General features: G+C 60.6%; 21 protein-coding genes, 1 tRNA gene and 2 pseudogenes. 7 read left to right on the forward strand and 17 right to left on the reverse strand.

Features of this window, described 5'->3' with window-relative positions:
- The first annotated feature begins 219 nt into the window (after window positions 1-219).
- A complete protein-coding gene (glnS, locus tag ACTG2B_RS07295) occupies window positions 220-1,881 on the forward strand; it encodes a glutamine--tRNA ligase (protein WP_005334302.1) in 1,662 nt (553 codons plus the stop codon).
- A gap of 116 nt (window positions 1,882-1,997) precedes the next feature.
- Here glnS and fur read toward each other — a convergent pair whose 3' ends face one another.
- Window positions 1,998-2,426, reverse strand: coding sequence for a ferric iron uptake transcriptional regulator (gene fur, locus ACTG2B_RS07300; RefSeq protein WP_257687345.1), 429 nt, complete (start codon window positions 2,424-2,426; stop codon window positions 1,998-2,000).
- Window positions 2,427-2,668: 242 nt separating this feature from the next.
- Here fur and ACTG2B_RS07305 point away from each other — a divergent pair, with 242 nt between their 5' ends.
- A complete protein-coding gene (locus tag ACTG2B_RS07305) occupies window positions 2,669-3,142 on the forward strand; it encodes a DUF4442 domain-containing protein (protein ID WP_021231104.1) in 474 nt (157 codons plus the stop codon).
- 91 nt (window positions 3,143-3,233) lie between these two features.
- On the opposite strand, the gene fldA is transcribed toward ACTG2B_RS07305, so the two are convergent.
- Genes fldA through ACTG2B_RS07325 form a run of 4 tightly spaced genes read right to left on the reverse strand, consistent with a single transcriptional unit; the run spans window position 3,234 to window position 5,174 of the window.
- A complete protein-coding gene (gene fldA, locus ACTG2B_RS07310) occupies window positions 3,234-3,758 on the reverse strand; it encodes a flavodoxin FldA (protein ID WP_005334298.1) in 525 nt (174 codons plus the stop codon).
- A gap of 39 nt (window positions 3,759-3,797) precedes the next feature.
- Window positions 3,798-4,094 carry a LexA regulated protein gene (gene ybfE / locus ACTG2B_RS07315; protein ID WP_439995451.1) on the reverse strand — a complete coding sequence of 99 codons (297 nt, stop codon included), beginning with the start codon at window positions 4,092-4,094 and terminating at the stop codon, window positions 3,798-3,800.
- A 20-nt stretch (window positions 4,095-4,114) separates the two neighbouring features.
- Window positions 4,115-4,336, reverse strand: a complete 222-nt coding sequence (locus ACTG2B_RS07320; RefSeq protein ID WP_005334296.1) for a DUF2788 domain-containing protein — start codon at window positions 4,334-4,336, stop codon at window positions 4,115-4,117.
- Window positions 4,337-4,391: 55 nt separating this feature from the next.
- Complete coding sequence (locus ACTG2B_RS07325; protein ID WP_421260505.1) at window positions 4,392-5,174, reverse strand: alpha/beta fold hydrolase; 783 nt, start codon at window positions 5,172-5,174, stop codon at window positions 4,392-4,394.
- Between the two features lie 274 nt (window positions 5,175-5,448).
- On the opposite strand from ACTG2B_RS07325, the gene seqA reads away from it, so the two are divergent.
- Both seqA and pgm read left to right on the forward strand, forming a co-directional pair.
- Window positions 5,449-5,958: a replication initiation negative regulator SeqA gene (gene seqA, locus ACTG2B_RS07330; RefSeq protein ID WP_421208099.1), complete on the forward strand. Its 510-nt coding sequence runs from the start codon at window positions 5,449-5,451 to the stop codon at window positions 5,956-5,958.
- 58 nt (window positions 5,959-6,016) lie between these two features.
- Window positions 6,017-7,666: a phosphoglucomutase (alpha-D-glucose-1,6-bisphosphate-dependent) gene (gene pgm / locus ACTG2B_RS07335; protein ID WP_216954158.1), complete on the forward strand. Its 1,650-nt coding sequence runs from the start codon at window positions 6,017-6,019 to the stop codon at window positions 7,664-7,666.
- A 122-nt stretch (window positions 7,667-7,788) separates the two neighbouring features.
- On the opposite strand, the gene ACTG2B_RS07340 is transcribed toward pgm, so the two are convergent.
- The gene (locus ACTG2B_RS07340) at window positions 7,789-8,478 is read right to left on the reverse strand and encodes a TetR/AcrR family transcriptional regulator (RefSeq protein WP_439995452.1); all 690 of its coding nucleotides are present in this window, start codon (window positions 8,476-8,478) and stop codon (window positions 7,789-7,791) included.
- Between ACTG2B_RS07340 and ACTG2B_RS07345 the strand changes: the two genes are divergently transcribed.
- Window positions 8,477-9,142, forward strand: a complete 666-nt coding sequence (locus ACTG2B_RS07345) for a peroxiredoxin-like family protein (RefSeq protein WP_429210943.1) — start codon at window positions 8,477-8,479, stop codon at window positions 9,140-9,142. The two genes, ACTG2B_RS07340 and ACTG2B_RS07345, sit on opposite strands and share 2 nt — an antisense overlap.
- A gap of 84 nt (window positions 9,143-9,226) precedes the next feature.
- On the opposite strand, the pseudogene mltB reads toward ACTG2B_RS07345, so the two are convergent.
- From mltB to ACTG2B_RS07395, 10 genes and pseudogenes are all read right to left on the reverse strand, one after another.
- Window positions 9,227-10,316 (reverse strand): annotated as a pseudogene (gene mltB, locus ACTG2B_RS07350) (lytic murein transglycosylase B).
- Window positions 10,317-10,448: 132 nt separating this feature from the next.
- Window positions 10,449-11,063: a CDP-alcohol phosphatidyltransferase family protein gene (locus ACTG2B_RS07355; protein WP_047437583.1), complete on the reverse strand. Its 615-nt coding sequence runs from the start codon at window positions 11,061-11,063 to the stop codon at window positions 10,449-10,451.
- A 16-nt stretch (window positions 11,064-11,079) separates the two neighbouring features.
- Window positions 11,080-11,730, reverse strand: a complete 651-nt coding sequence (locus ACTG2B_RS07360; protein WP_439995453.1) for an ATP-binding cassette domain-containing protein — start codon at window positions 11,728-11,730, stop codon at window positions 11,080-11,082.
- Between the two features lie 23 nt (window positions 11,731-11,753).
- Window positions 11,754-13,387 (reverse strand): annotated as a pseudogene (locus ACTG2B_RS07365) (ABC transporter permease).
- Window positions 13,388-13,464: 77 nt separating this feature from the next.
- Entirely contained in the window at window positions 13,465-14,649 is a 1,185-nt protein-coding gene (locus tag ACTG2B_RS07370; RefSeq protein ID WP_439995454.1) for an ABC transporter substrate-binding protein, read from the reverse strand.
- 17 nt (window positions 14,650-14,666) lie between these two features.
- The gene (locus ACTG2B_RS07375) at window positions 14,667-16,820 is read right to left on the reverse strand and encodes an FAD-dependent oxidoreductase (protein ID WP_439995455.1); all 2,154 of its coding nucleotides are present in this window, start codon (window positions 16,818-16,820) and stop codon (window positions 14,667-14,669) included.
- Window positions 16,820-17,401, reverse strand: coding sequence for a carboxymuconolactone decarboxylase family protein (locus tag ACTG2B_RS07380; RefSeq protein WP_139740738.1), 582 nt, complete (start codon window positions 17,399-17,401; stop codon window positions 16,820-16,822). The genes ACTG2B_RS07375 and ACTG2B_RS07380 overlap by 1 nt, the downstream gene beginning before the upstream one ends.
- A 25-nt stretch (window positions 17,402-17,426) precedes the next feature.
- Entirely contained in the window at window positions 17,427-18,101 is a 675-nt protein-coding gene (locus ACTG2B_RS07385) for a DUF1499 domain-containing protein (protein ID WP_042080230.1), read from the reverse strand.
- 179 nt (window positions 18,102-18,280) lie between these two features.
- The gene (locus tag ACTG2B_RS07390) at window positions 18,281-18,559 is read right to left on the reverse strand and encodes a peptidylprolyl isomerase (RefSeq protein WP_040066119.1); all 279 of its coding nucleotides are present in this window, start codon (window positions 18,557-18,559) and stop codon (window positions 18,281-18,283) included.
- A gap of 133 nt (window positions 18,560-18,692) precedes the next feature.
- Window positions 18,693-19,067, reverse strand: coding sequence for a hypothetical protein (locus ACTG2B_RS07395; RefSeq protein ID WP_043818464.1), 375 nt, complete (start codon window positions 19,065-19,067; stop codon window positions 18,693-18,695).
- 514 nt (window positions 19,068-19,581) lie between these two features.
- Between ACTG2B_RS07395 and tamA the strand changes: the two genes are divergently transcribed.
- Both tamA and tamB read left to right on the forward strand, forming a co-directional pair.
- Window positions 19,582-21,357, forward strand: coding sequence for an autotransporter assembly complex protein TamA (tamA, locus tag ACTG2B_RS07400; RefSeq protein WP_439995456.1), 1,776 nt, complete (start codon window positions 19,582-19,584; stop codon window positions 21,355-21,357).
- A 61-nt stretch (window positions 21,358-21,418) separates the two neighbouring features.
- Complete coding sequence (tamB, locus tag ACTG2B_RS07405) at window positions 21,419-25,219, forward strand: autotransporter assembly complex protein TamB (protein WP_439995457.1); 3,801 nt, start codon at window positions 21,419-21,421, stop codon at window positions 25,217-25,219.
- Between the two features lie 177 nt (window positions 25,220-25,396).
- Here tamB and ACTG2B_RS07410 read toward each other — a convergent pair.
- A tRNA-Tyr gene (locus ACTG2B_RS07410) sits at window positions 25,397-25,481 on the reverse strand.
- Between the last annotated feature and the right edge of the window lie 20 nt (window positions 25,482-25,501).

A 25,501-nucleotide genomic window follows, 5' to 3' on the forward strand; every position in this document is an offset into this window, starting at 1 on the left:
CTTTCAGCCCCGCCTTGTGCGGGGCTTTTTTATGCATTTGGTGTGCAATGTGCCAAGCCACGCCGTTTTTAGTGGCGCAATGGCCGGGAAATGGCCCGGAAGTGCCAAATTCAGGTTGAGACAGCGCCCGTAATAAGGGATCATACCCGGCTTGACGGCGGGGGGATGAGGGTGCCAGCCGGCACAACTTCCGCCAGTGACGCTTTTTTGAGGTGAGCCATGAGTCAGGCGAACAGCCCAACTAACTTTATTCGTCAGATCATTGATGAAGATCTGGCCAGCGGTAAGCACAGCAGCGTGCATACCCGTTTTCCGCCCGAGCCGAACGGTTATCTCCATATCGGCCACGCCAAATCCATCTGCCTGAACTTCGGCATCGCCCGCGACTATCAGGGCCAGTGCAACCTGCGTTTCGATGACACCAACCCGGTGAAGGAAGATATCGAGTACGTAGAGTCCATCAAGCAGGATGTACAGTGGCTCGGCTTCCAGTGGAACGGCGAGATCTGCTACTCCTCCGACTATTTCGACAAGCTGCACGGCTACGCCATCGAGCTGATTGAAAAGGGTCTGGCCTATGTGGACGAGCTGACGCCCGAGCAGATGCGCGAGTACCGTGGCACCCTGACTGAAGCTGGCAAGAACAGCCCGTTCCGCGACCGCAGCGTGGAAGAGAACCTGGCGCTGTTTGCCAAGATGAAGAATGGCGAGTTCGCCGAAGGCACCGCCTGCCTGCGCGCCAAGATCGACATGGCATCTCCCTTTATGGTGATGCGTGATCCGGTTATCTACCGCATCAAGTTTGCCCACCACCACCAGACCGGTGACAAGTGGTGCATCTACCCGATGTATGACTTCACCCACTGCATCTCGGACGCGCTGGAAGGGATCACCCACTCCATCTGTACCCTGGAGTTCCAGGACAACCGTCGTCTGTACGACTGGGTGCTGGACAACATCACCATCGACTGCCACCCCCGTCAGTACGAGTTCTCTCGTCTGAACCTCGAATACACCGTCATGTCCAAGCGCAAGCTGAACCTGCTGGTGACCGAGAAGCACGTCGATGGTTGGGATGACCCGCGCATGCTGACCGTCTCCGGTCTGCGTCGTCGTGGTTACACCCCGGCCTCCATCCGCGAGTTCTGCAAGCGCATCGGCGTCACCAAGCAGGACAACATCGTCGAGATGAGTATGCTGGAAGCCTGCATCCGCGAAGACCTCAACGAGCATGCGCCGCGCGCCATGGCCGTGCTGCATCCGGTGAAAGTGGTCATCGAGAACCTGGCTGCCGACGAAGTGCTGACTGCCCCGGCTCACCCGAGCAATGCCGAGATGGGTACCCGCGAGTTGAACTTCACCCGCGAGATCTTCATCGATGAAGCGGACTTCAAAGAAGAGGCGAACAAGCAGTTCAAGCGTCTGGTGCTGGGCAAGGAAGTGCGTCTGCGCAATGCCTATGTGATCAAGGCCGAGCGCATCGAGAAAGATGCCGATGGCAAGGTCACCTGCATCTACTGCTCCTACGACCCCGAGACTCTGGGCAAGGATCCGGCCGATGGCCGCAAGGTGAAAGGGGTGATCCACTGGGTCAGCGCCACTCACTCCCTGCCAGCGGAAGTGCGTCTTTACGACCGTCTGTTCAAGGTGCCGAACCCGGGCGCCGAGGATGACTTTGAAGCTGCGCTGAACCCGGAATCCCTGGTGATCATCGAGGGGGCCCGTGTCGAGGCTTCGCTCAAGAACGCCAAGCCGGAGCAGGCTTACCAGTTCGAGCGTGAAGGTTACTTCTGCGCCGACAACAAGCTCTCCAGCCCGGAGCATCTGGTGTTTAACCGCACCGTTGCCCTGCGCGACTCCTGGGGCAAAGTCGAAGGCTAAGCCGATGGGGCAGGGGAGACCCTGCCCTGTGCGATGCCAACGGCCTGCGCCGGACAATAAAAAAGCCAGCTGATGCTGGCTTTTTTATTGTCCGTTATCTGCAAGTCGCGGCCGACTTATTCGTCGTGCTTGCACTCACCGGTAGCACAGTGACCGTAGAGGTAGAGGCTGTGGTTGGTGAGATGGATATTGAATTTCTTGGCGATCTCGCGCTGACGCTGTTCGATCACCTCGTCGGAGAACTCGATCACCTTGCCGCAGTCGAGGCAAACCAGGTGGTCGTGGTGCTCCTGAGTGGCCAGTTCGAATACCGACTTGCCACCTTCGAAGTGGTGACGGGTAACGATACCGGCATCATCAAACTGGTTGAGAACGCGATAGACGGTAGCGAGACCAATCTCTTCACCCAGGTCGATCAGTCGTTTATAGAGATCTTCGGCGCTGGTGTGCTGGCAGTCCGGCTGTTGCAGGATTTCCAGGATTTTGACCCGGGGCAAGGTGATCTTGAGCCCGGCCTTTTTTAACGCTTGGTTGTTGTCTGCCATATTCTACTTATTCGCATTCTCGAAGGTGGGGTTATTCTGATGGACTGCCGCAGGAATGGCAACCTTGAACTCGCTTGGCCTGTCATTATAGGTCGTAGCCTCCCTAAAAATAAACCCAGCAATTCAAGGGGTTTAGCCATAAATGGCCGGTTGGATTGAAATAATCAATCGTGTCGTCCGACTTGCTGGCATGGCAGATGTTGATAAGATGTAACTTTCATATTTCTGGTCGGATGAGATCCATGGATTGGCTTTTTGACAATGCGGCTTGGGTGCGCCGCGCACTCAACGCCTGGCCCCCTTTCTGGGGCGCCGGTATCAAGATAGAGACCCTGAGCGATGACTTTCGCTACTGCCGGGTGACCCTCAAATCCCGCTGGTGGAACAAGAACGCCAACCGCACCCAGTTTGGCGGCAGCATGTTTGCCATGACGGACCCCATCTATCCGCTGATGCTGATGGGCTACTTCAAGAATCGCTATTACGTCTGGGACAAGGCGGGCAGCATCAACTACATCAAGCCGGGCAAGGGCAAGCTGGTGGCCGAGTTCAACCTGACCGAGGGAAAGCTGGCCGAAATCATGGCGGCGACTGAAGGTGGCAACAAACACTTCCCAGAATTCGAGGTCTCGGTGCAGGACAAGAGCGGCGAGCTGGTGGCGCAGGTCAAGCGCACCCTCTATGTGCGGGCCAAACCGGAGCACAGAGGTGAATAACAAGGGAGAATTAAAGGCAAGCATCGCCACTTGCAGATACAACAAGGGCCCCGTCGGGGCCCTTGTTGTCAGAGGTATGAGGGGAAGCGGATTACTCCAGCTCGCCTAGGCACATCTCTTCGTGCAGCTGCTTGCACCAGCCCTTGACGCGCTCGGCGGTCAGCTCCGGCTGGCGATCTTCATCGATACCCAGACCGACAAAGTGCTTGTCATCGACCAGTGCCTTGGAGGCTTCGAACTCGTAGCCGGCAGTCGGCCAGTGACCGATGATGATGGCGCCTTTGGCTTCGACGATGTCACGCAGGGTGCCCATGGCGTCGAGGAAGTACTCGGAATAGTCTTCCTGATCACCGCAACCAAAGATGGCGACCAGCTTGTTGGTGAAGTCGATTTCGCCCAGATCGGGGAAGAAGTCGTCCCAGTCGGCCTGGGCTTCGCCGTAGTACCAAGTCGGGATGCCGAACATCAGCAGATCAAAGCTCTCGATGTCGGCCTTGCTGCTCTTGGCGATGTCACGGACTTCAATCAGGTTTTTGCCCAGCTCTTTCTGGATCATCTTGGCGACAGCTTCGGTGTTACCGGTATCGCTGCCAAAAAACAGACCTACACTTGCCATAGTGTTTAGTTACCCGTATTTGGTGTTAATGCTCAACCCTCAGACTGCAATGTCCACCACAAAGGCGGACTCAATCTGTTGTTTCAGGATAGATTGGATCAGCTCGGCTCGGCTGATGTTCTGTTGTAACGCAAGTTGGTTCAGGCGCTCCAGCAACTCGGCCTCCACCTTTAACTCTACCCGCTTCAGCCCATTTTCCCGATCGCGCTTAAGCTGGTTACGCTTGTTGATCTTGAGCTGGGTCTCGCGGGGGAGTGGATTGGTCTTTGGCCTGCCGGGGCGCTTCTCATTTGCGAACAGATCCAGTGTTGTTCGATCAGTTTGCTGTTTGGCCATACATCACAGATGAAAATAAGTTAGCCGAGTCCTGAGCCTTCCCAGCCCAGTTCGATCAGCCCCTTGGCGACAAAACCCGCACAACCCAGAAACAGTACCAACCAGACGATAAAACGACCGAAACGGGGCACGTTGCCGCGCTTGAGCACGTCCTGAATGGCCAGGCCAATCAATATGAAAATGGCCACAAAGAATAACTTGAGGCCCAAACTTTCGATCAGGTCGATATGTTCACTTAGCATGGATTGCGCACACTCCTTATGACCGGCGCACTATATCACAAAGGATTTGAAACTGTTAACCGCCTGTCGACAGGAAATCCACAACCAATTTGTTGAACAGAGCCGGTTTTTCCGCATGCAGCCAGTGGCCGGTACCCGCGATGACACGCACCTTTGCCGCCGGGAATTGGGCCAGTGCCGTCTCGCTGTATTGGGGCTGCATATAGTCAGAATCCCCCCCTTTGATAAAGAGCACCGGCCCCTCGAAGCGGCGTTCATCCTCTGGCCAGCCCATGATGTTGGCGTAGTTTTGCTCAAGGGCGGGCACATTGAAGCGCCATCCCCAGCCATGCTCGCCTCTGGCGAACGATTTGAGCAGGAACTGGCGTACCCCGGCGATCTCGATATGCTGCGCCAGCATGGCTTCTGCTTCACTGCGGCTTTGCGGCGGCGTGCGTCGTGTGGCGTTGAGTCCGGCAAAGACATTCTGGTGGCGGGAGTGGGGATAGGCGACCGGCGCCATGTCGGCCACCACCAGTTTGGTCACCCGCTCTGGCGCCAGCTTGGCGACCTGCATCGCCACCTTGCCACCCATCGAGTGGCCAATCAGGGTGGCTTCGGCAATCTCCAGCCGATCCATCAGGGTCAGGATGTCGGCCGCTTGCGCCGGATAGCTCATCTCGCTGCTATGAAAGGAGGCACCGTGGTTGCGCAGATCGACGCTGATGACCCGATAGTGCTCGCCGAGGGCGCGGGCCAGCAGGCCGAGGTTGTCGAGGCTGCCAAACAGGCCGTGGATCAGAATGACTGCCGGGCCCTGACCCTGCTCCTTGAAGTTCAATATGCTGTTTTGTTGCAAAATGACACCTTGTCGGTCGTGAGTGCGTATCGCTGTTTTATTTAACGCACTGGAAAGAAAAGGATTTCGTCCAGCGGATGGGAAATAAATGTGGTTTTTTTTCTAAAAAATCCCGTCCGGATCGGCTATCAGTGCGGCTGATCACACACTTGGGCCGCTATTATGCCGTATTCTCGATGAGATTCATGTACATCTGCCAGCCCCTTGCTTGGGCTGTCGGGTTTGCCTATGTATAATCGCCGCATCCGAATTTCGACGAGTCCAGCGCATCCCTATGAAAACCATCGAGCTTGATGACGATCTCTACTTCTATATCGCCAGCCAGACCCGGCACATTGGTGAGAGTGCCTCCGATATCCTGCGCCGTCTGCTGGAACAGCCTGCTCACCAAGGTGTGCCGGTTGCCGAGCCCGTTGCCGTCGCGCAGCCCAGTGCGGTAGCCACCCGGCAAGGGCTGCAAGCCCTGCTTGATTCTGGCGAGCTGCAGCAGGAAGAGAAGTCCATCAACCGTTTCATGCAGGTGCTGAGTACCCTCTACCGGGATGATCCGGTCGGGTTTACCCAGGCCACCGAAATCAAGGGGCGCAAGCGCGTCTATTTCTCGCGGGATCCCGAGGCTCTGCGTGCCAGTGGCAGCACCACCAAGCCCAAGCCGGTACCGGAAACCCCGTTCTGGGTAATCACCAACACCAACACCAGTCGCAAGCAGAACATGGTGGCCCAGCTGATGAGCAGCATGGGTTACGGCGACGAGGTGATCGCGCAGGTGTGCGGCGCAATCTAACGGTTTTTCAAGACTCAGGCCTTGCCCGGCAAGGCCGCCATTACGCAAGGAAAACGCCATGGCTCAGCATTCCCACGCCGGTCAGCCGGCCCGTTTAAGCGACCTGACCAACATTCCCCGTCTGGTCAGCGCCTACTACCTCAACAAGCCGGACATGAGCCGCCCCGAGCAGCGAGTTGCCTTCGGTACCTCCGGCCATCGCGGCAGCGCCCTGCACAGCGCCTTTACCGAATCCCATATTCTGGCTGTGACCCAGGCCCTGGTGGAGTATCGCCAGCAGGCCGGCATTACTGGCCCGCTGTTTGTCGGCATGGATACTCACGCCCTGTCCGAATCCGCCTTTGCCAGCGCCGTCGAAGTGCTGGCCGCCAACGGCGTTGAAACCCGCATTCAGGCTGGCCTCGGCTTTACCCCGACCCCTGTCATCTCTCACGCCATCTTGCGCCACAATGCAGGCAAACCGGCTGCCCGTGCTGACGGCGTGGTGATCACTCCGTCCCACAACCCGCCGGAAGATGGTGGCTTCAAGTACAACCCGCCTCACGGTGGCCCCGCCGAAGGGGAGATCACCAAGTGGGTGGAGGACCGTGCCAACGCGATTCTGGAAGCGGGTCTGGCTGGCGTGAAACGGATGCCGTTCGCCGAAGCGCTCAAGAGCCCGTTCGTGGTCGAGCACGACTATGTCACCCCCTATGTGGATGATCTGAAGAACGTGCTGGACATGGATGCCATCAAGAACGCGGGCATCAAGATCGGTGTCGATCCGCTGGGCGGCTCCGGTGTCGCCTACTGGGACGTCATCGCCAAGACCTACGGCCTGAATATCGAGGTGGTGAACTACAAGGTCGACCCGACCTTCTCCTTCATGACCCTGGATAAAGACGGCAAGATCCGGATGGACTGCTCCAGCCCGTTCGCCATGGCGAGCCTGATCGCGCTCAAGGACAAGTTCGACATCGCCCTTGGCAATGACCCTGACTACGACCGTCACGGCATCGTCACCAAGTCAGGCCTGATGAACCCGAACCACTATCTGGCGGTGGCGATCCAGTATCTGTTTACCCATCGTACCGGCTGGTCTGCGGATGCGGCCGTCGGCAAGACGCTGGTCTCCTCCTCGATGATCGACCGGGTTGCCGGCGAGATTGGCCGCACCCTGAAAGAGGTGCCGGTCGGCTTCAAGTGGTTCGTGGATGGCCTCTACAGCGGCGAGTTCGGCTTTGGCGGCGAGGAGAGCGCGGGCGCCTCCTTCCTGCGCAAAGATGGCACCGTCTGGACCACCGACAAGGACGGTTTCATTCTGGCGCTGCTGGCTGCGGAAATTCTGGCGGTGACCGGCAAGGATCCGCAGGCCCACTACGACGCACTGGAAGCAAAGTTTGGCCGCTCCAGCTATCGCCGTATCGACGCCCCGGCCAACAGCGCCCAGAAAGCGGTGCTCTCCAAGCTGGATCCGGCACTGGTAGAAGCCTCCACCCTGGCGGGTGAGCCCATCATCGCCAAGCTGACCAAGGCGCCGGGCAACGATGCCGCCATCGGCGGTCTCAAGGTAGTGACTGAGAACGGCTGGTTCGCGGCGCGCCCCTCCGGCACCGAGTCCATCTACAAGATCTACATGGAGAGCTTCAAGGGCGACACGCACCTCGACCTCATCCAGCAGGAAGCCCAGCAGATCGTCTCCGCGGCACTGGCTAAGGCAGGTGTCTAAGCCGCGCATCACGTCAGCGCCCGGGTCCTCGGGCTAAAGACAAGGTGAAGAGAGGAGCCAAATCGGCTCCTCTGTTTTTCTGTGGTGGCTACGAATTGTGCGAGGGGCTGCTGGTCTGTGGCTTAAAGCATGGCCTGTATCTGGGCCAACACTGCCTGTACCTTGGCGGCAGGTGGATGGGTGCGACCCAGTACGCGCATTCCCCACACCATAGTCATCAACAAAGCCGCGAGGGTGTCGATATCGCGCTCGGCGGCCAGTTCTCCAACGGCTTGTGCCTGGCGCAAGTTATTGGCCACCCGCTGTTCCACTTCGGCTAAGTGCACGCTGGCTTCATGCTGAATCGTTGGATTTTGGCGCCCCACTTCCAGCAGGGTATTGACCAGCAGGCAGCCACGATGTGTCTCGCTGGCTATGGCATCCCGAGCTACAGCATCGAGCAGGGCTCGCACACCGGCTAGGGGAGAATCTGCCGAGGCCAGCAACAGTTCGATCTGCGCCAGACTCTGTGCTGAATAGCGCTGCAACACTTCGATAAACAATCCCTCTTTTGAGCTGAAGGCGCCGTACAGGCTGCTGGGCTTCAACCCCATTCTGTCAACGAGTGTGGCGATGCCAGTGTTGCTGAAGCCAGTTTCCCAGAAGCTGTTGAGGGCAACTTCCAGAACTTGTTCTCTGTCAAATGATGCCGGTCTTGCCATTTCGATTCCTGCTTGTGTTGTCTTTTTGTAGTGATCACTAAAAAATATCTTGACCAGTGTTGGTGGCTTGTTTGATATTGTAGTGACCACTACAGAAAGGATGATAATCATGCCCACACTTGAGCAAAAAATCAAAGAGTACGATGCGATAAAGCGAACTAAAGTCCCTGGTGATGTACTGGCGGTGATGGAGGGGGTAACAGAAGCGCTACGGGCGAGCGGACTGGGACAAGGGGCATTTGTCACTGGCGATCAGTTTCCTGACTTTGCGTTGCCCGATCAGCACGGGGTGGTGCGCCCGCTCTCCCACTATCTGGCTGAGGGGCCTGTGGTGCTCAACATCTATCGAGGTGGTTGGTGTCCATATTGCAATCTCGAGATGCAGGCACTCAATATCGCTTTGCCCGAGCTTGTGAAACGGGGGGTCACCCTCCTCGGTTTGACTCCCGAGATGCCAACAACCGCGCAGGACACTCTCACCGCCAACGAGCTGGCGATCACCGTGCTCAGCGATGAAGGCAACCGGGTGTCGGCTTCGCTGGGGTTGGTATTCGAGCTGCCCGAGGTGCTGCGCCCAATTTATGAGCGTTTTGGTATCGATATTCCGGCCAGCAACGGGGATGACAGTTTTACTTTGCCTGTCCCGGCGACGTATATCCTTGGCCAGGATCGGGTGGTGCGCTACCACTTCGTCAATGTGGACTACACCCAACGCGCAGAGCCGACCCAGCTGATCGCTGAGCTGGACAGACTGGCCGCGGCCGGGATGCTTTAAACCGACACGGTGCCAGTAGGCGCCGTGTGGAGTGCAGACGAGGCGGGCCTGGACAGGCCTGCCTCGCGTTTATAAGCAAATGATTTAGTAACCGCCTTTGGCCTCTTTCACCGCCAGACCCAGCTGCCACACCGCCATGGCGTAGTGGGTGCTGTGGTTGTAGCGGGTGATGGTGTAGAAGTTGGGCAGGCCGTACCAGTATTGGTAGCCGGTGCCGACATCGAGGCGTAGCAGGCTCGACTCGCTGTGGTTGCCGAGGGTGCTGGTGGGCGTCAGCCCCGCGCGGCGCAGGGTGGCGACTGGGTAGCGGGTCTGGAAGCCATGCTCATAGCCGGGCAGTTGGCCCTGACCGCGCACCGCCACCGGTTGGCCTTTCTCCCAGCCGTGGGCTTTGAAGTAGTTGGCGACGCTGCCGATGGCATCCACCGGATCCCACAGGTTGGTATGGCCGTTGCCGTCAAAGTCTACCGCATAGCGCTGGAAGCTGGAGGGCATAAACTGGCCGTAGCCCATGGCGCCCGCATATGAGCCCTTGGGTTCGGTGGGATCCATCCCCTCGTCGCGGGTCATCACCAGGAAGGCTTCCAATTCGCTCGTGAAGAACTCGGCGCGACGCGGATAATCAAACGCCAGGGTGGCCAGCGCATCCAGAATGCGGGTCTTGCCCATCACCCGGCCCCAGCGGGTCTCGACCCCGATAATGCCGACGATGATCTCAGGCGGCACCCCGTAGATCTGCTCCGCCCGGTTCAGCTCGCTTGCGTTCACGCCAGAAGTTGACGCCGTTCTGTACGTTGTCGGGGGTGATGAACTTGGCGCGATAGCGGTTCCAGGCACCGGTCGGGCCGGTGGGCTTGGCGGTGGTCGGCGCCTGGGCATCCATCAGGCGGATGATCCAGTCGTAACGCTCTGCCTGTGCCAGCACCTGATGCAGCTGGGCGTTGTCAAAACCGTGCTTCTCGACCATTTTCTGGACGAACCTGTCCACGTTGGGGCGATTGGCGAAGTCCCCCTTGCTAACCCCTTGTGTATAAACGGGTTTGCTCGATGGCGCCTGATTGATAAAGGCGCTCTTGGGCTGGGGGACGACCACGGGTTTTGGCGCGGGGGCGCTGCTGCAGCCACCGAGCAGGGGGAATAATGACAGAGTGAGAAGAGAGGCAAGGCGACGCATAGGGTTCTCAAAGAGACTGATAAAAGTTTCGCAATGGTAAAACATTGTCATCCCCGTGCAAGTGTTCCGTGCGCCTTGTTTGCCGCCAATTCATCGTGCGATGGATTAGCCCTCCGGTGAGGGCTGTGCTGTTTAGGGCTGGGGGGGACGCAGGGTGTGGTAACCGCTCCAGAGCCGGGTCAGGGTGGTGATGGCGCAGAGCAGGGCAAAGCCGTAGGCGAGCGGGGCGAAGGCGGCTGGCCACAGGCACATCAGCACAAAGAGGGCGATGGTCTCGCTCCCCTCGGTGAGGCCACCCAGATAGTAGAGGGATTTGTGGTGGTAGACCGGATTGTCGATGCCCCGTTTGCCCGCCATGATGGCAAACGCCAGAAAGCTCGACCCTGTGCCCATAAAGGCAAACAGCAGGGTGGCGGCGGGTAGCGCATTGGCGGGGGCGGCGAGGGCAAAGCCCAGCACCACGGCGGCGTAGAAAATAAAGTCGAGCGTGATGTCGAGAAAGCCGCCGCAGTCGGTGATGCCGGTTTCCCGCGCCACGGCGCCATCGAGTCCGTCCAGCAGCCGGTTGAGCAGGATGGCCGCGAGCGCCCACTGATAGTAGCCAAAGGCCAGCAGCGGCAGCGCCAGCATGCCGATGGCAAATCCGGTGAGGCTCACCTGATTGGCACTGATCCCGGCGCGGCAGAGCGGTTTGGCAAGCTGGGTGAGGGGGCTGCGGATCACGGGGATCAGATGGCGATCAAACAAGGTGAACACTCCTCGGTTAACAGTGGCATTCGGTGAGGTTGAGTATGGTGCCCGGCGCGTCTTCCGCATCGTGGGTCACCAGGATGGCGGGGATAGCCAGCGCCTTGATCTGCGCGAACACCAGCTCGCGAAAGGCGGCCCGCAGCGGCTTGTCGAGGCGGGAGAAGGGCTCGTCTAGCAGCAGGGCGTCGGGTTCCGCCAACAGTGCCCGCAGCAGGCTGACCCGCGCCCGCTGCCCCCCTGACAGCAGCTGTGGCAGCTTGTCAGCCTGATCTGCCAGTGCGACCTGCGCCAATGCGGCCAACGCCTTTTCCCGCCGCGCACGTTTTCCCTTGATGGTTGCAGGCATACCGAACATCAGGTTCTCCGCCACCGTCAGATGGTCGAACAGCAGGTCATCCTGAAACAGCATGCCGATGCGCCGTGCTTGCGCAGGCAAGGTGTTGAGTGGCCGCTCGCCGAGCCTTATCTCCCCCTCCAGCCGGATCGGGCCGCTATCTGTCTGCGCGCCGGGCAGTACCCCGGCCAGCCCTGCCAGCAGGGAGCTTTTACCGCAACCGCTTGGCCCCATCAGTGTCAACACCTCGCCGGGGGCCACCTGCAGAGCGGGCAGCGAGAGCAGCGGATTTTCATCAAGGTAAAGTCGAAGAGGCGTGGTGCTCAGCATATAGCTGTTTCCATCATCAGAGTTCATCGTGAGCTGCCCCCCTTGAGCGCCGGATTGATCCGCGCTGGCAGCCAGAGCGCCAGCAGATAGATAATAAGCGGCAGCAGCAGTTGCAGCAGGCCGTAGAGCCCCGCCAACCGCCGGTTGAGGCCGCTGCCAATGGCCACCGCTTCCGTGGTGATGGTGACCACCCTGCCAGCCCCAAACAATAGGGTCGGCAGATACTGGGCCAGACTCACCGCGGCCCCCACCGCAAAGGCAAACAGCAGCGGGCGCGCCAGCAGTGGTGCTTTGACCTGCCACCAGGCTCGCCATGGCGTGGCCCCCAGCAGCAGGGCGCTTTGGGTGATCCGCGGATCGAACTGGCGATAGGGGCCATGCAGGCACAAATAAACATAGGGAAAAACAAACAGCAGCTGGCTCCAGAGCACCCAGCCCCAGCCAATACCGCTACTTATTGAGTCATGTGCAAGCCAGTCCAACCCGAGCCGGATGCCAAACAGCAGGCTCGCCTGTGGCAGCAACAGCGGCAGGCAGATGAGCCAGAGCGGCCAGGGGCGGCGCCCGGCTTGTGCCTCCAGACTGCACACCGCCATCACCAGTGCCAGTAAGCCGCTCGTCAGCGCCAGCAGCGCGCTGGTTGTCAGCAGCTGCAGCAGGGTTGGCAGCAGATCCAGCCAGTAGTGACCACTCCACTGACTGGGCCAGAGGGCGGGAAAGGGCCAGCGGCGCGCCAGCGACCAGAGCAGCAGCGCCGCCAGCACCGCCAGATTGAGGGTGATCAGGGTGAAGGCAAAGCCCGCTGCGAGCCGGTTGGCAAAGGAGTGGGGCGCCGCCCGTTTGCCATTGAGCCAGTAGCCTTTGCCCATCTCTTTATGAAGCCACTCCAGTAATCTGAGCATGGCGATCAGCAGTGCCGTGATGGCGAGCAGCAGCAGGGCGCCGCTGGCGGTGGCACCGCGCCAGAGCAGATCCGGGTCCTGATACCAGAGCCACAACCGCACCGCCAGCGGGGCGGGGGGGTCAGGCCCGAGCAGTTGGGCGAGATCCACCACTGCCACACCATATGCCGCCACTGCATAGATGGGTAGGCGCAGGGCGGGCCAGAGGGCGGGCAGCAGCAGGCTCCACCAGATCTGTGGGGCGCTAAAACCGAGGCTCGCCCCCAGCCACTGCTGGCGTGCCAGCAGGATGGGTTGCTGCGCGGCCATCGCCATCAGCAGCAAAAAGGGGGTCTCCTTGAAAACGAGCAGTGCAATCAGCCCGAGCCCCCAAGGGTCGCGGATGGTCTGCCAATCGGGGGGAAATCAAACCCCGTCAGAGCTGGCGAGACGAGCCGCAGCAGCCAGCCGGAGGGGGCGAGCAGAAAGGCAAAACCGATGGCAAAGGCGACGTGGGGCATGGCCAGCATGGGCGAGAGCAGGCGACGGAGCAGCCCGAAAGCCCGGCTGTCGCTGTGGGCCAACAGCAGGGCGGTCAACAGCAGGCTGCCGAGGGTTGAGGCGGCGCCAATCCACAGACTCAGCGCAGCGGAGTGCCATAGGCCTGGCTGGGCCAGCAGCAAGGCAAGATGAGAGGCGGCCATCCCCTCCGCCAGCAGTTGCCATAGCCCTGCAAGCAGAGGGATGACGAAGAGCGCCAGATAAATGACCGCCATCCCCGTACTCATACTGAGGTGGCGTGTCAACCGGCGCCATGGTCGGGAGAGGGCAAGTTGGTGACCAGCAGCACTCATCAGTGGCCGTAACGCTCGGCCCATGCCGCTTCCAGTTTGAGCTGCCAGCTGGGGTGAGGCTCGGCTACCGATTTGAAGCGCAGTGCCGGTTGCCCCTTGGCGGAGTCAGGCAGCGCATCGGCCCGCAGCACGCTGGGATCACCCCAGAAGGCCGGATTGGCCTTGCGCGCCTGCGCCGCCGGGCTCAGCAGGAAGTTGGCCACCACCTTGGCACCCGCACGGGCACTGGCGTTGAAGGGGATGGCGAGAAAATGGCTGTTGGTGAGCGCCCCTTTCTCCATGGCGACGGCTTCCACACTGGGGGGCAGTGCGCCAATCTGGGCGGCGCTCTGCGCCTCCTGCGGATTGAAGCTGATGGCCATGGCCAGTTCGCCATCATCGAGTAGCTGGCGGGTTTCGGCGGCGCTGGTGGGGAACAGTTTGCCCTTGCGCCAGAGTGCCGGATGCAGCTCATCGAGCCAGGCCCAGAGGGGGGCGGTGAGCTGGGCAAAATCGCTCTCGGTCGCCTCCCGATAGAGGGGGGCAGGGTCTGGCGTCAATTCCAGCAGGATCTGCTTGAGAAAACTGGAGCCATGGAACTGGGGCGGCTTGGGATAGGTGAAGCGGCCGGGATGGGCCTTGGCCCACGCCAGCAGGGCGGCAGCCGAGGTGGGCGCTCTGGCGACCTCTTCGGTGTCGACCATCAGATTGAGCTGGCCGATGCCCCAGGGGGCTTCCAGCCCTTCCACCGGCAGGGTGAAGTCCTCACTCACCGGCAGGTTGTTGTCTACCAGCGCCATGTTGGGGAGCTCCCGGGTAAAGGGAGCTCCGAGCAGCCCCTGCTCCTTGAGCGCCTTGAAGTTCTCGCCGTTGACCCAGAGCAGATCGATGGGGCCGCCAGCTTGTTTGCCCGCCTGCTTGTTGGCCAGCAACTGGCTGACGCTCTGGGCGATGTCATCCACCTTCACCTGCACCAGCTTGACCTGATAGTCGCGCTCCAGCTCCTGCCCGGCCCACACCAGATAGGTGTTGATCTCCGGGCTGCCGCCCCAGGCGTTGAAGTAGACGGTCTGCCCCTTCGCCTCCTCAAGGGTCTGTTGCCAGTTGTCATCAGGGGTGGCTAACAGCGGGCCGCTGGCGAGCAGTGGCAGGGTGCACAGCAGCGCATTTAGCCGCTGTTTGAGTTGTGAGAATGGCTTGAGCATAAACGTTTCCATGATTGTCAGGCGCCACGGCGCCAGCGGTGATAACGGGCCAGCAACGCCAGCACCCGGGTGGGCTGGTGGGCCCGTTTCCATTCACCCGCCACATATTTGTTCCCCTCCATCAGGGTGGGATAGGCGTGAATGGTGCCGAGGATCTTGCCAAGGCCGAGACGGTGACGCATGGCGAGCACGAACTCGGCAATCCGCTCACCGGCGTGAGTGCCCACTATGGTGGCGCCAAGGATAGTATCCTTGCCCGGCACGGTCAGCACCTCGACAAAACCGTGGCGCTCCCCATCGGCAATGGCGCGATCCAGCTCGGCCAGCTCGAAGCGGGTCGCCTCGAAGGGAATCCCCTGCGCTTCGGCCTCCTTGCGATTGAGGCCGACCCGGGCAATCTCCGGCGTGGTGTAGGTGGCCGCCGGAATGACCCGATAGTCGGCCCGAAAGCGCTTGAACTGGCCAAACAGGGCATTGACCGCCGCATACCAGGCCTGATGGGCTGCGAAGTGGGTGAACTGGTAAGGGCCCGCTACGTCTCCCACCGCCAGTATGCTGGGGAAGTTGGTGGCAAGAAAGCCATCGACTGCTATGGTGCCGCGGGGGGCCAGCTCGACCCCCAACGCTTCGAGCCCGAAGCCGCTCACATTGGCGACCCGACCCAGTGCCAGCAGCAGTTGATCCCCTTCAACCACTTGTATCTCATCGCCTCGGCGTAGTTGCAGCCGGATGGGTAGCTCCCCCTCGGCTGTGGGCAGATAGTCGGCTCGTTCGGCGCGCCAGCCGGTGAGTAGCTGCACGCCATCGCGGTTCATCTGCCCGGCAAGGGCGTCGGCTACCTCTCTCTCTTCGCGGGGCAGCAGTTGCTCCGAGAGTTCCACCAAGGTCACGGGAATGCCGAGCAGGGCGAAGCTCTGGGCCAGCTCGCAGCCGATGGGGCCACCGCCCAGCACCAGCAGGCGGCGCGGCGGGGTGCGCAGCTGCCAGAGGCTATCCGAGGTGAGGTAAGGCACCTGATCCAGCCCCGGCAGCTTGGGCACCAGCGGCCGGGCGCCGGTGGCGATGACGATATGGCGGCTGGCAAGGCGCTGGCCGTTAACCTCCACCTCCCAGGGAGAGACCAGCCGCGCCTCCCCTTCGATGCACTCCACTCCAAGCCCCTGATAGCGTTCGATAGAATCGTGTGGCTCCACCTCCTTGATAACTTCAGCCACCCGCTCCATCACGGCGGCAAAATCGGCGCGGGAGTGGCTTTGGCTAAAGCCCAGCTCGTCGGCCTTGCGCTGCTCTGCGGCAAAGCGGGCGCTTCGGATCAATGCCTTGGAGGGGACACAGCCGCTGTTGAGGCAATCGCCCCCCATCTTGTGCTTCTCGATGAGCGCCACCTTGGCCTTCACCGCTGCGGCGATATAGCTGGTAACCAGCCCACCTGCACCGGCACCTATCACCAGCAGGTTGTAGTCGTAGCGAGCGGGTTTGCGGTAGGGGGTGAGCAGGCGCCGCTGCGCAAGGTGTGCGGTCAATTTTTTGACCAGCCAGGGCATCAGCCCCAGCAGGGTCAACGCTACCATCAGGCCGGGGGAGAGGATATTGCCGGTGCTGGTTAACTGGCCAAGCTCGCTGCCCGCCAGCACATAGACGAAGGTGCCGGGCAGCATGCCAAGCTGGCTCACCCAGTAGTAGGTGCTGACTCTGATGGGGGTGAGTCCCATCAGCAGATTGACCAGAAAGAAGGGGAAGATGGGGATGAGGCGCAGGCTTAGCAGATAGAAGGCCCCCTCCTTCGCCATGCCGGACTGAAAGGTGGCCAGCTTGTCGCCAAAGCGGGCGGTGACCCAGTCGCGCAGCAGAAAACGGGCGCTGAGAAAGGCGAGGGTTGCGCCTATGGTGCTGGCAAAGGAGACCAGCAGCAGCCCCCAGGCGACGCCGAACACAGCGCTGCCACCCAGGGTGAGCAGGCTGGCGCCGGGCAGGGAGAGGGCGGTGCTCAGCACATAGATAAGCACGAACAGCAGGCTCGCCGAGACAAAGTGGCTGTCGACCCATTGCGCCACTGCCGCCTGCTGGGCCTGCAGGGCGTCCAGAGTGAGGTAACGACCGAGATCGAGGGCAAAAAAGGTGCCGATAAGGCCCCCCATCACCAGTGCAAGCAGCAGGCGGGTCCGGTTCATCAGGCGTCCTTGTTGTCTGGCTGGGCAGGGCGTTCCGGCTGCACCGGCAGCTGACAGAAGCCCTGCGGCGCGATATCGAGGGCGGCGTTGAACTTGGCCGACATGTTCTGGAAGGCGATAAGGCCAGTCAGTTCCACCATGGCGTCGTCATCGAACCAGGGTTTGAGGCGGGCCGCCTGCTCATCGCTCACCCCATCCAGTCCGGTCATCGCTTCGGTGTAGTCGAGCACCGCTTTTTCCCGCTCGTCAAACAAGGGGCTTTCGCGCCAGTTGGCTAGTGCCTCCACCTTCTCGCTGGAGCCTGCCCGCTTGATCAGAGTCATGGCGTTGATGTCGACACAGAAGCGGCACCAGTTGAGCTGGGAGACCCGCACCGTCACCAGCGAGCGCAGCACGGGGTCGATGGGGGAGCGCTTGCGGTTGATGACGCCGTAGAGGGTGGCGACGGCTGCAAAGAGGCGCGGCGAGCGGCCCCAGCATTTACCCGGAATAAGCACCTGACCATAGTTGCGCTTTTGCAGCCAGAAAAAGGGGCGGATAAACCAGGCATATTCCCGGTCGGGTTTGACCTCAACGCGCATCAGTTACCTTCTTGTTGTTTCACACTTACGGTTTCAAATTGGGTTTGTAGGCCTGGCCGAGGCGCTCGTTCAGGCGGGTCAGGAAATCCTCGATCCGCGCCCGGTTGGTGCCCAGATCGCTTTGCCCCTGACGGGAGGCTGATCGCATATCGATGCGGGTCTCTTTGGGGCCAGCAAAGACCCGCAGCGCCACATCATCCTGAAAGCCGAACCAGCCGGTGGTAACCACCGCATCCAGACCATCCGGGCTGGGTCGTACCTGCCAGCCCAGCTCCTGCATCAGTTCGTTGGCTTCAATCACCACTTCGGCAGGAGAGGCCCTGGTAAAGAGAGGACCGGGTTTTGCCTCAACTGCTTTCAGCGGTGCGCTATTTATTGGCAGATCCTGCGCCGTTCTGAGCTCTGCCGCCCAGCGCAGCTGGGGGGGATTGTAGGGATCTGTGCTCACATCGTTGATCAGCGGCATGCGCAGCGCCTGTGCCACAAAGGTCAGCGGTAGCAGCAGTGGCAAGGCGCCAAGGCCGCTGGCATAGCGGTTACGGCTCCAGGGCAGGCGTACCAGCAAGATCAGGGAGACAAGGGCTCCGATGAGACAGATCGCAAAACCGATCCACCAGGGCCAGAGATGAAAGCGGCTGCCGAGGGCGCCAGCGAGCGGGAGTAACCAGGCCAGCAGGGGCCACAAGCAAGAGCGGGGCATAGCACGGGATCCATCGTCGAATGTGGACAATGCCGAGAAGGATAAACTTAATTGCCTGATAACGTTAGTAAATTGATGCGAGTTTGGCGTGGTTTTGGCCAGTTTTGCGAGGGAGATGCAGAGGTCGGTGAAGCCCACCTGATGGGAGCTTCACCGAGAAAATGGTCAGTTGCGATGACTTAGTTGCGATAGAGCACTTTGATCAGATGAAAGCCGAACTTGGTGCGCACCGGTCCCAGCACCTTGAGCAGTTCACCCTTGAATACGGCATCGTCAAATGCTTTCACCATATCGCCCTTGGAAAATTCACCCAAATCGCCAAAACGCTTGCCTGAGGGACAGGTAGAGAAGCGCTTGGCCATCTGGCCGAAGTCGGCTCCCTTCTCGATCTTCTCCTTGATCTCCAGACACTGTTTTTCGGTCTTGACCAGAATGTGCTGGGCACAGGCTTTTTTCATCGGGGCGCTCCTGGGAGTGATGGCGAAGGTTGTTAACGCCAAGGGTGGTAGCAAATGGGGGCGCAAGAGTACCCCAATTTGCCACCGGCGTCAGCCATCACAGCCCACCATTTACCGGCGATCGTCAGCCCTGTTACTGGCGAGCGCGGGTGGCCAGCACGGCGCGGGGACGCGCTTGCCAGATGATCTCCAGCCCGAGCAGGGCGTAGAGGCTCCAGATGGCCAGCGGATTGAGCCACTCACCCCCCAGTTGCAGGGTCATCAGGGCGCAACCTGCCAGCAGCAAGGTGATGCCCGGCAGCCGCCAGTGGACGGGCAGGGGGGCCAGCAGCGCCATCGCCAGCAAAATGCCGAGGCCAAACGGCAGGTTCAGGGCGGTAAAGGCCAGCGCCTGCTGGCCACTCATGCCGGTCAGCAGGGCCAGCAGGGCGCTGCAACAGGCGAGAAAGGTGATGAACTCGAGACGATCGGCAATATAGTCAGCCATCTGTTCGCTACGTGCATGCATGATGTGTCTCCTTCAGTTGATGGTTCAAGTGTGAGGGAGGGGCGCTTGCAAAGGCAGCGGGATAATTCGATTGCGCTGAACGAGCAATTCTTAATCACCCGCTACGGCGGGCTTTAGGGTGTGCCGGGACTGTTAAACGGTGAGGGTGGGGTGATGCCGACAAACTCTGTCGTGGTGGGTTTCTGGTGGTAATGAGAGGGGGAGAGGCGACAAATGGTGCCTGACGACGAAGTGAACCTTGTTCAGGGCAGGTCAATTCGCCCTCATCGGGAAAGCGGGCGGCGTCATTGTCACCAAAATGTGTGATTTGTGGTCAACCTCTTAAAAGATATGGTGAATTTGCCAATGGCGCCGCGCTGTCGCTGGCCGATGCCTATGTTAGGATAAGGTTCGCCATTTTTCTGGCGCGCATTTTTGTGTCACGGCCATGCACGGCATGGCGTGCTGCGCCGCATTCGGGGTTGGCCCGAAAGGGCGCTGGTTTCCTTCACCACAGATTCAGGAATATTGACCTTTGACAGGATGCATTTCATCCCTGCTGGCAGGGCGTTCACTGTCCGGCCCTGCGTTTCGCCGCGCCCTGCGGGTACTGGGGGTGGGCCTGTTGCTGTCGCTGCTGGCTTCGCCCGCGTTTGCCGCCAAGCTCACCTATCAGGTCAAGGGGCTGAAAGGGGAGAACAAGGATAACGTCGAAGCCTATCTCAATGCCCTGCCAGTCTATCAGGAGCGGCAATACCGCCCGGCTCGAGCCAAAATCACCGAAAGCGTGCAAAAGGCGCTGCAGGTTTATGGCTACTACCAGCCGAAAATCACCCTGAGTCGCGACAAGAAAACCCCGTCCAAAGTGGTGATTGAGGTGGACAAGGGGGAGCCGGTCATCGTCTCCCGCCTCGATATTCTGCTGGAGGGGGATGCGGGCAGCGACGAGCTTTACAGCGCCCTGTTGGACAAGTTGCCCCTCAAAGAGGGCGAGCCCCTCAACCACGCCAAATATGAATCCATCAAGGCGGATCTAGGCAGCCTCGGGCTGGCCCGCGGTTACTTTGATGCCAAGCTGAGCAAGAGTCAGGTCAAGGTGTTCCCGGACAAGGGGACGGCGGAGATCTTTATTCTGTTCGAATCGGGCCATCGCTACCGTTTTGGCGAGATCCGCTACGATGCCACCCCCGAAGCGCTTCACCTTATTCGCCCGCTTATCAACATCAAGAGCGGTGACCCCTATCTCGCCATCCGTCTGGCCGAGATGTCGCAGGATGTCTCCTCCACCAAGCTGTTCCGTCAGGTCGATATCAAGCCGGTATTGAGCGAGGCGAGCAACTATCGGGTGCCCATCGCGGTGACGCTGGATAACCGGGTCGATCACGAAATCGAGACCGGTATCGGTTACGCCACCGACGTGGGGCCGCGGATGAGTGCCACCTGGGAGAAGCCCTGGGTCAACCGCTATGGTCATCGTCTGTTTGCCACCGCCAAGGTGTCGGCGCCGGAGGCAGAGCTCAGCTTCGACTACCAGATCCCGGTGGGCAACCCGCTGCGGGACTACTACTCCATCCAGACCGGTTACCAGTACAAGGACAACAACGATACCCGCTCCGATCTCACGACCATCGGTGTGCACCGCTGGACGCGGCGGCCGGAGAGCTGGGATCGGGACGTCTTTATCCGGCTGGAGAACGAGATCTATACCCAGGGTGCCGACGAGGGGAACAGCTTGCTGCTGATCCCCGGGGTCTCCTGGTCCCGACTGCGGGTGCGCGGCACCCTTGTGCCCGACTGGGGGGATCGCCAGCAGCTGACGCTGGAGTTCTCCGACCCCAGATGGGGCTCCGACATCAGCTTTATGCGGGTGTGGGGGCGCAGCAAGTGGCTGCGAACTCTTGGCGATAACCACAGATTCCTGATGCGGGCCGAGCAGGGGGCCATCATAGGTGACAGCTTCTCGCTGGTGCCGCCGTCCTTGCGCTTCTTTACCGGTGGCGATCAGACGGTGCGCGGCTTTGGTTACGAGAGCATCTCCCCCACCGGGCCGGATGGCAAGCTGACCGGTGGTCGTTACACCAGCGTGGCCAGTCTGGAATACAACTACCGCTTCAGCGAGAAGTGGCTGGGGGCCATGTTTGTGGATGGCGGCACCTCCACCACCGATTACAGCGAACCCTGGAAAATAGGTACCGGCGTCGGTGTACGCTGGGTCACCCCCATCGGTCAGGTCAGGTTGGATCTGGCGGTCGGGGTATCGGAAGAGGACAAGCCCTTGCGGCTGCATTTCGCATTGGGGCCTGAATTATGATGTTGTCTAAACGCTTTTTTCTTTGGCCGCTGCGGCTGTATCTTGCGCGGGGGTCTGCATTGTGATCTGGCTAAAACGCATTTTTCTCTGGCTGATGGGGCTGGTGTTCCTGCTGCTCATCGGCGTCAGCCTGCTGGGCTTTACCCATCAGGGCAACAAGTGGTTGTGGCAACAGGCCAAGGGAGCGCTGCCTTCTCTCAAGGGGGAGCTGGTGGCCGGTCAGCTTGGCTATGGCTGGACTCTGGAAGGGGCGGGTTGGCAGGATGAGCTGGTGGATGTCACTGTGGATCGCGCCGTGCTCGACTGGGATCTTGGCAAGTTGCTGCAGGGCAAACTCTGGATCAAATCGCTTGAAGTGACTCATCCGGTGGTGAAGGTGGCCGACTCGGAGCCTGCACCGGAAGAGCCGTCGGAGCCTTTTGTCTGGCATCCGCTCCCCCTCAAAATTCAGGTCGACAGCCTCAAGGTGGCTGACCTCGATCTGGCGGTGCCCGGCGTGGCCGTGACCCTGGGGTCCCTCGATATCGGCGCCACCCTCAACCGCAAGGGGCTGATCGTACGCGGCCCGGTGCTCGATAACCTGACGGTGACGCTGGATGATGCGGCACCCGCCAGCGCAGCCAAATCCGCCAAGCAGCCGGCCGCTAACGAGAAGCAAGCCGGTGCTGCGGTGGCGCGTAACGACAAGGCCAGCGCCAAGACCGTCAAACAGGGCAAAGGGACGCCAGCTGCGAACACGGCAAAGGCAGCCCCCATTCTCCTGCCCGCCATTCATCTTCCTTTCCCCATCCAGCTGGAAGGGGTCAGTGCGACCCGGGTGAAATATAAGCAGGGCGAGCTGATCGAAGGGCTCGACAAGCTGCTGCTCTCTGCCACTGCCGTCGATGATCGCATCGAGGTGCGCGAGCTCTCGCTGCGCCACGCCATGGCCGATCTGGCGCTCAAGGGCCATATCCAACTCAGTGACGACTACCCGCTGGCAGTGACGCTGGATGCCAAGGCCCGCAAGGGGCTGCTGGATGGCGAGCTGCAGGGTGAGCAGGCCACGCTGGCGCTGAGCGGTTCGGTCGGCAAGCTGGGGTTGGCGTTGTCGGCCAAGGGGCCGGTCGCCGCCAATCTTAAGGGCTCGCTGGCAGCCCTCGACCCGGATCTCCCTTTTGATCTGGCCCTCGACTGGAAGAGCCTCGGCTGGCCATTTCATAAGCCTGCCAAAGATGAGCCGAGCTATCGGCTGGACAAAGGGAGCCTGACTGCCAAGGGCAAGCTCTCCGGCTATCAGTTTGCCCTCAATACCTCCGGCAAGGGAACCGATGTCCCCCCCTTCAAGCTTACGCTGGACGGCAAGGGGGATCTGGAGCGGCTCAGCAAGATCGCCTTGCAGCTCAATGCCCTCAAGGGGGAGCTCAAACTCGATGGCAAGCTGGCCTGGAACAAGGGGATCGAGTGGCAGGGAACCACCCTGTTCAAGGGGATCAATCCGGCCGAGCTGCTGCCCGAGCTGAAAGGGACGCTGGCCGGTGAGCTGGAGAGCCGTTTCGTGATGAACGAAGCGGGCCACTGGGAGCTGAAACTGCCCAAGCTCAAGGTAGATGGCAAGCTCAACCAGTACCCGTTGGCCCTCAAGGGGGAGCTTAGCGGCAACGACAAGATGGAGTGGCAGATCCCGGCGCTCTCGCTGCAAAGTGGCCCCAACCAGTTGCAGGCCAAGGGCAGCATCAGCACTGCCCAATGGAAGCTCGATGCCAACCTGCAGGCTCCCCAGCTGGGGGGTATCTATCCCGGCCTGAAAGGGGATATCAAGGGACAGGTGAAGGTCAGTGGCAATCAGCAGACGCCAAAAATCGATGCGGATCTCGCCTCCGAGCGGCTCTACTATGCCGGCACCGACCTGAAGGGTATTAGTCTCAAGGGCAATGCGGTGATCGGCGCCAAACCGGCCGGTGAGCTCGCGTTGTTGGTGGCGCAGCTGAAACAGGGCGAAACCAAGCTCAGCCAGCTGGCCCTGAACCTCAGCGGCGATATCAGTCAGCATCTGTTGACCCTGACCATGAAGGGTGACCCTGTTGCCGCCAACCTCAAACTGGGTGGCGGCGTGCGGGGGGATCACTGGCGCGGGGCGCTCTCCGAGTTGCGGCTGAAAACCCCGCTGCGCCGTTGGGACTTGAGCTCCCCGTGGGCGCTAGATCTCGATCTGCCGCGTCAGCGGCTGGCGATGGGGGATCTCTGCCTCGGCTCCCAGGGGGCCAGCCTCTGCGTCAAGGGGAGTCAGGTCTCCGCTGCCCAGGGCACTCTGGAGTTTGCCCTGAGCGAGTTTGATCTCAAGCGGCTACGCCCCTGGTTGCCGGACAACTTCCGCTGGCAGGCGATGCTCTCGGCCGATGGCCGCGCCAGCTGGCGTGGCAATCAGCCGACCCTGCATGCGGTGGTACGCACCACGCCGGGCTCTTTTGTGGCCGATGGTCTCAAGACCGACTATCAGCTGCTGGCTCTGGCCCTGGATTTCGAGCGGCAGCAGGCGGCCATTCGCCTCGATTTTGCCTCCAAGCAGATCGGCAATATCGATACCGACCTGCTGATCAGGGAGCCCGCCGGTCACGGTCTGCTCGGCGGTCAGCTCAAGTTTGACGATCTCAAGCTCAATACCTTTGCGCCGCTCATCCCTGAGGTGCGCTCTCTGCAAGGGATCATCTCCGCCGATGCCCGCTTCGACGGTACGCTGGCGGCGCCCCTGCTGTTTGGTCAGCTCAACCTGCGTGACGGTGAAGTGCAGACTCACTCCGACATGGTGACCCTGACCAAGCTGGTGACCCGCCTCAAGATTGAAGGCAACCGCGCCGAGCTGGATGGTTCCATGCTGGTTGGCAAGGGGCCGCTGGCACTGGGAGGCTGGCTCAGCTGGGCCAAGATGCCGGTCAGTGGCAGCCTCACCATTCAGGGCAAGGATCTGGAGGCGCAATATCCGGGCATGGGCCGGGTCAGAGTCTCGCCCGATATCGCGGTGTCGCTGGGTGAGGAGACCCGCATTACCGGTCAGGTGGATATTCCCTGGGCGCGCATTCTGGTCAAGAGCCTGCCGGATTCGGCGGTGGCGGTCTCCGATGATGTGACCGTGGTCTATGACGATTTGCCCCCGGCTCCCAAGCAGGCAAGTCTGCCGCTGGCGATGAAGGTGGCGATCCGCCTTGGCAACGATGTGAAGCTCGATGCCATGGGGCTGAAGACCGATGTCTCCGGTGGCCTCAATATCCGTCAGGATCCCGAGAAACCGCTGGCAGGCAACGGCCAGCTGGTGCTGACCAACGGCCGCTTCAAGGCCTATGGTCAGAACCTCATCATCAAGGAGGGGCGGATCCTCTTCTCCGGTCCGCTGGATCGGCCGTTCCTCAACATCGAGGCCAACCGGGATCCCGATACCATCGAGGGTCAGGTGACGGTCGGGGTGCGGGTGACTGGCCCTGCCAGCAAGCCGGAGATCACTGTCTACTCCGAGCCGCAGATGGCGCAGTCGGAACAGCTCTCCTATCTGCTGCGTGGCAAAGGGTTGCAGACCGGCGGTGAGGATGGCGGTTTCAACGGTCTGCTGGTGGCCGGTGCGGTGAGTCAGGCCAATGGCGTGGTGTCGAGTATCGGCGAGTCGCTGGGGATGAGCGATGTCTCCCTCGATACCGCGGGCAGTGGTGACAACACCCAGGTGACTCTGTCTGCATATCTACTACCGGGCTTGCAGTTCCAGTACGGGGTCGGGGTTTTCAGCCCCATCGCCGAATTCAAGCTGCGCTACGAGGTATTGCCACGACTCTATCTGCAGGCGATGAGCGGGGTGGCTCAGGCGGTCGATATCTTCTATCGCTTTACCCTGTAACACGTCACTCTGTAACAAGGCAGAGATGAGAGTAAACGGGAGGCGCTGGCCTCCCGTTTTTTTATTGCGCGATCGGCTGTAGGTAAATGGCGATAAGGGACTGGAGTGCAGAGGGAGAATGGATTGCGGCGGGCTATAAATGCGAAAACCCGGCGCTAGGCCGGGCTTTCTGAATGATGGTGGAGGGAGAAGGATTCGAACCTTCGAAGGCAGAGCCGTCAGATTTACAGTCTGATCCCTTTGGCCGCTCGGGAACCCCTCCACGGGGTATTGCTTTCAAAT

This window comes from Aeromonas sp. 30P (assembly GCF_051919805.1).
In the GTDB taxonomy this organism is placed as follows: domain Bacteria; phylum Pseudomonadota; class Gammaproteobacteria; order Enterobacterales; family Aeromonadaceae; genus Aeromonas; species Aeromonas veronii.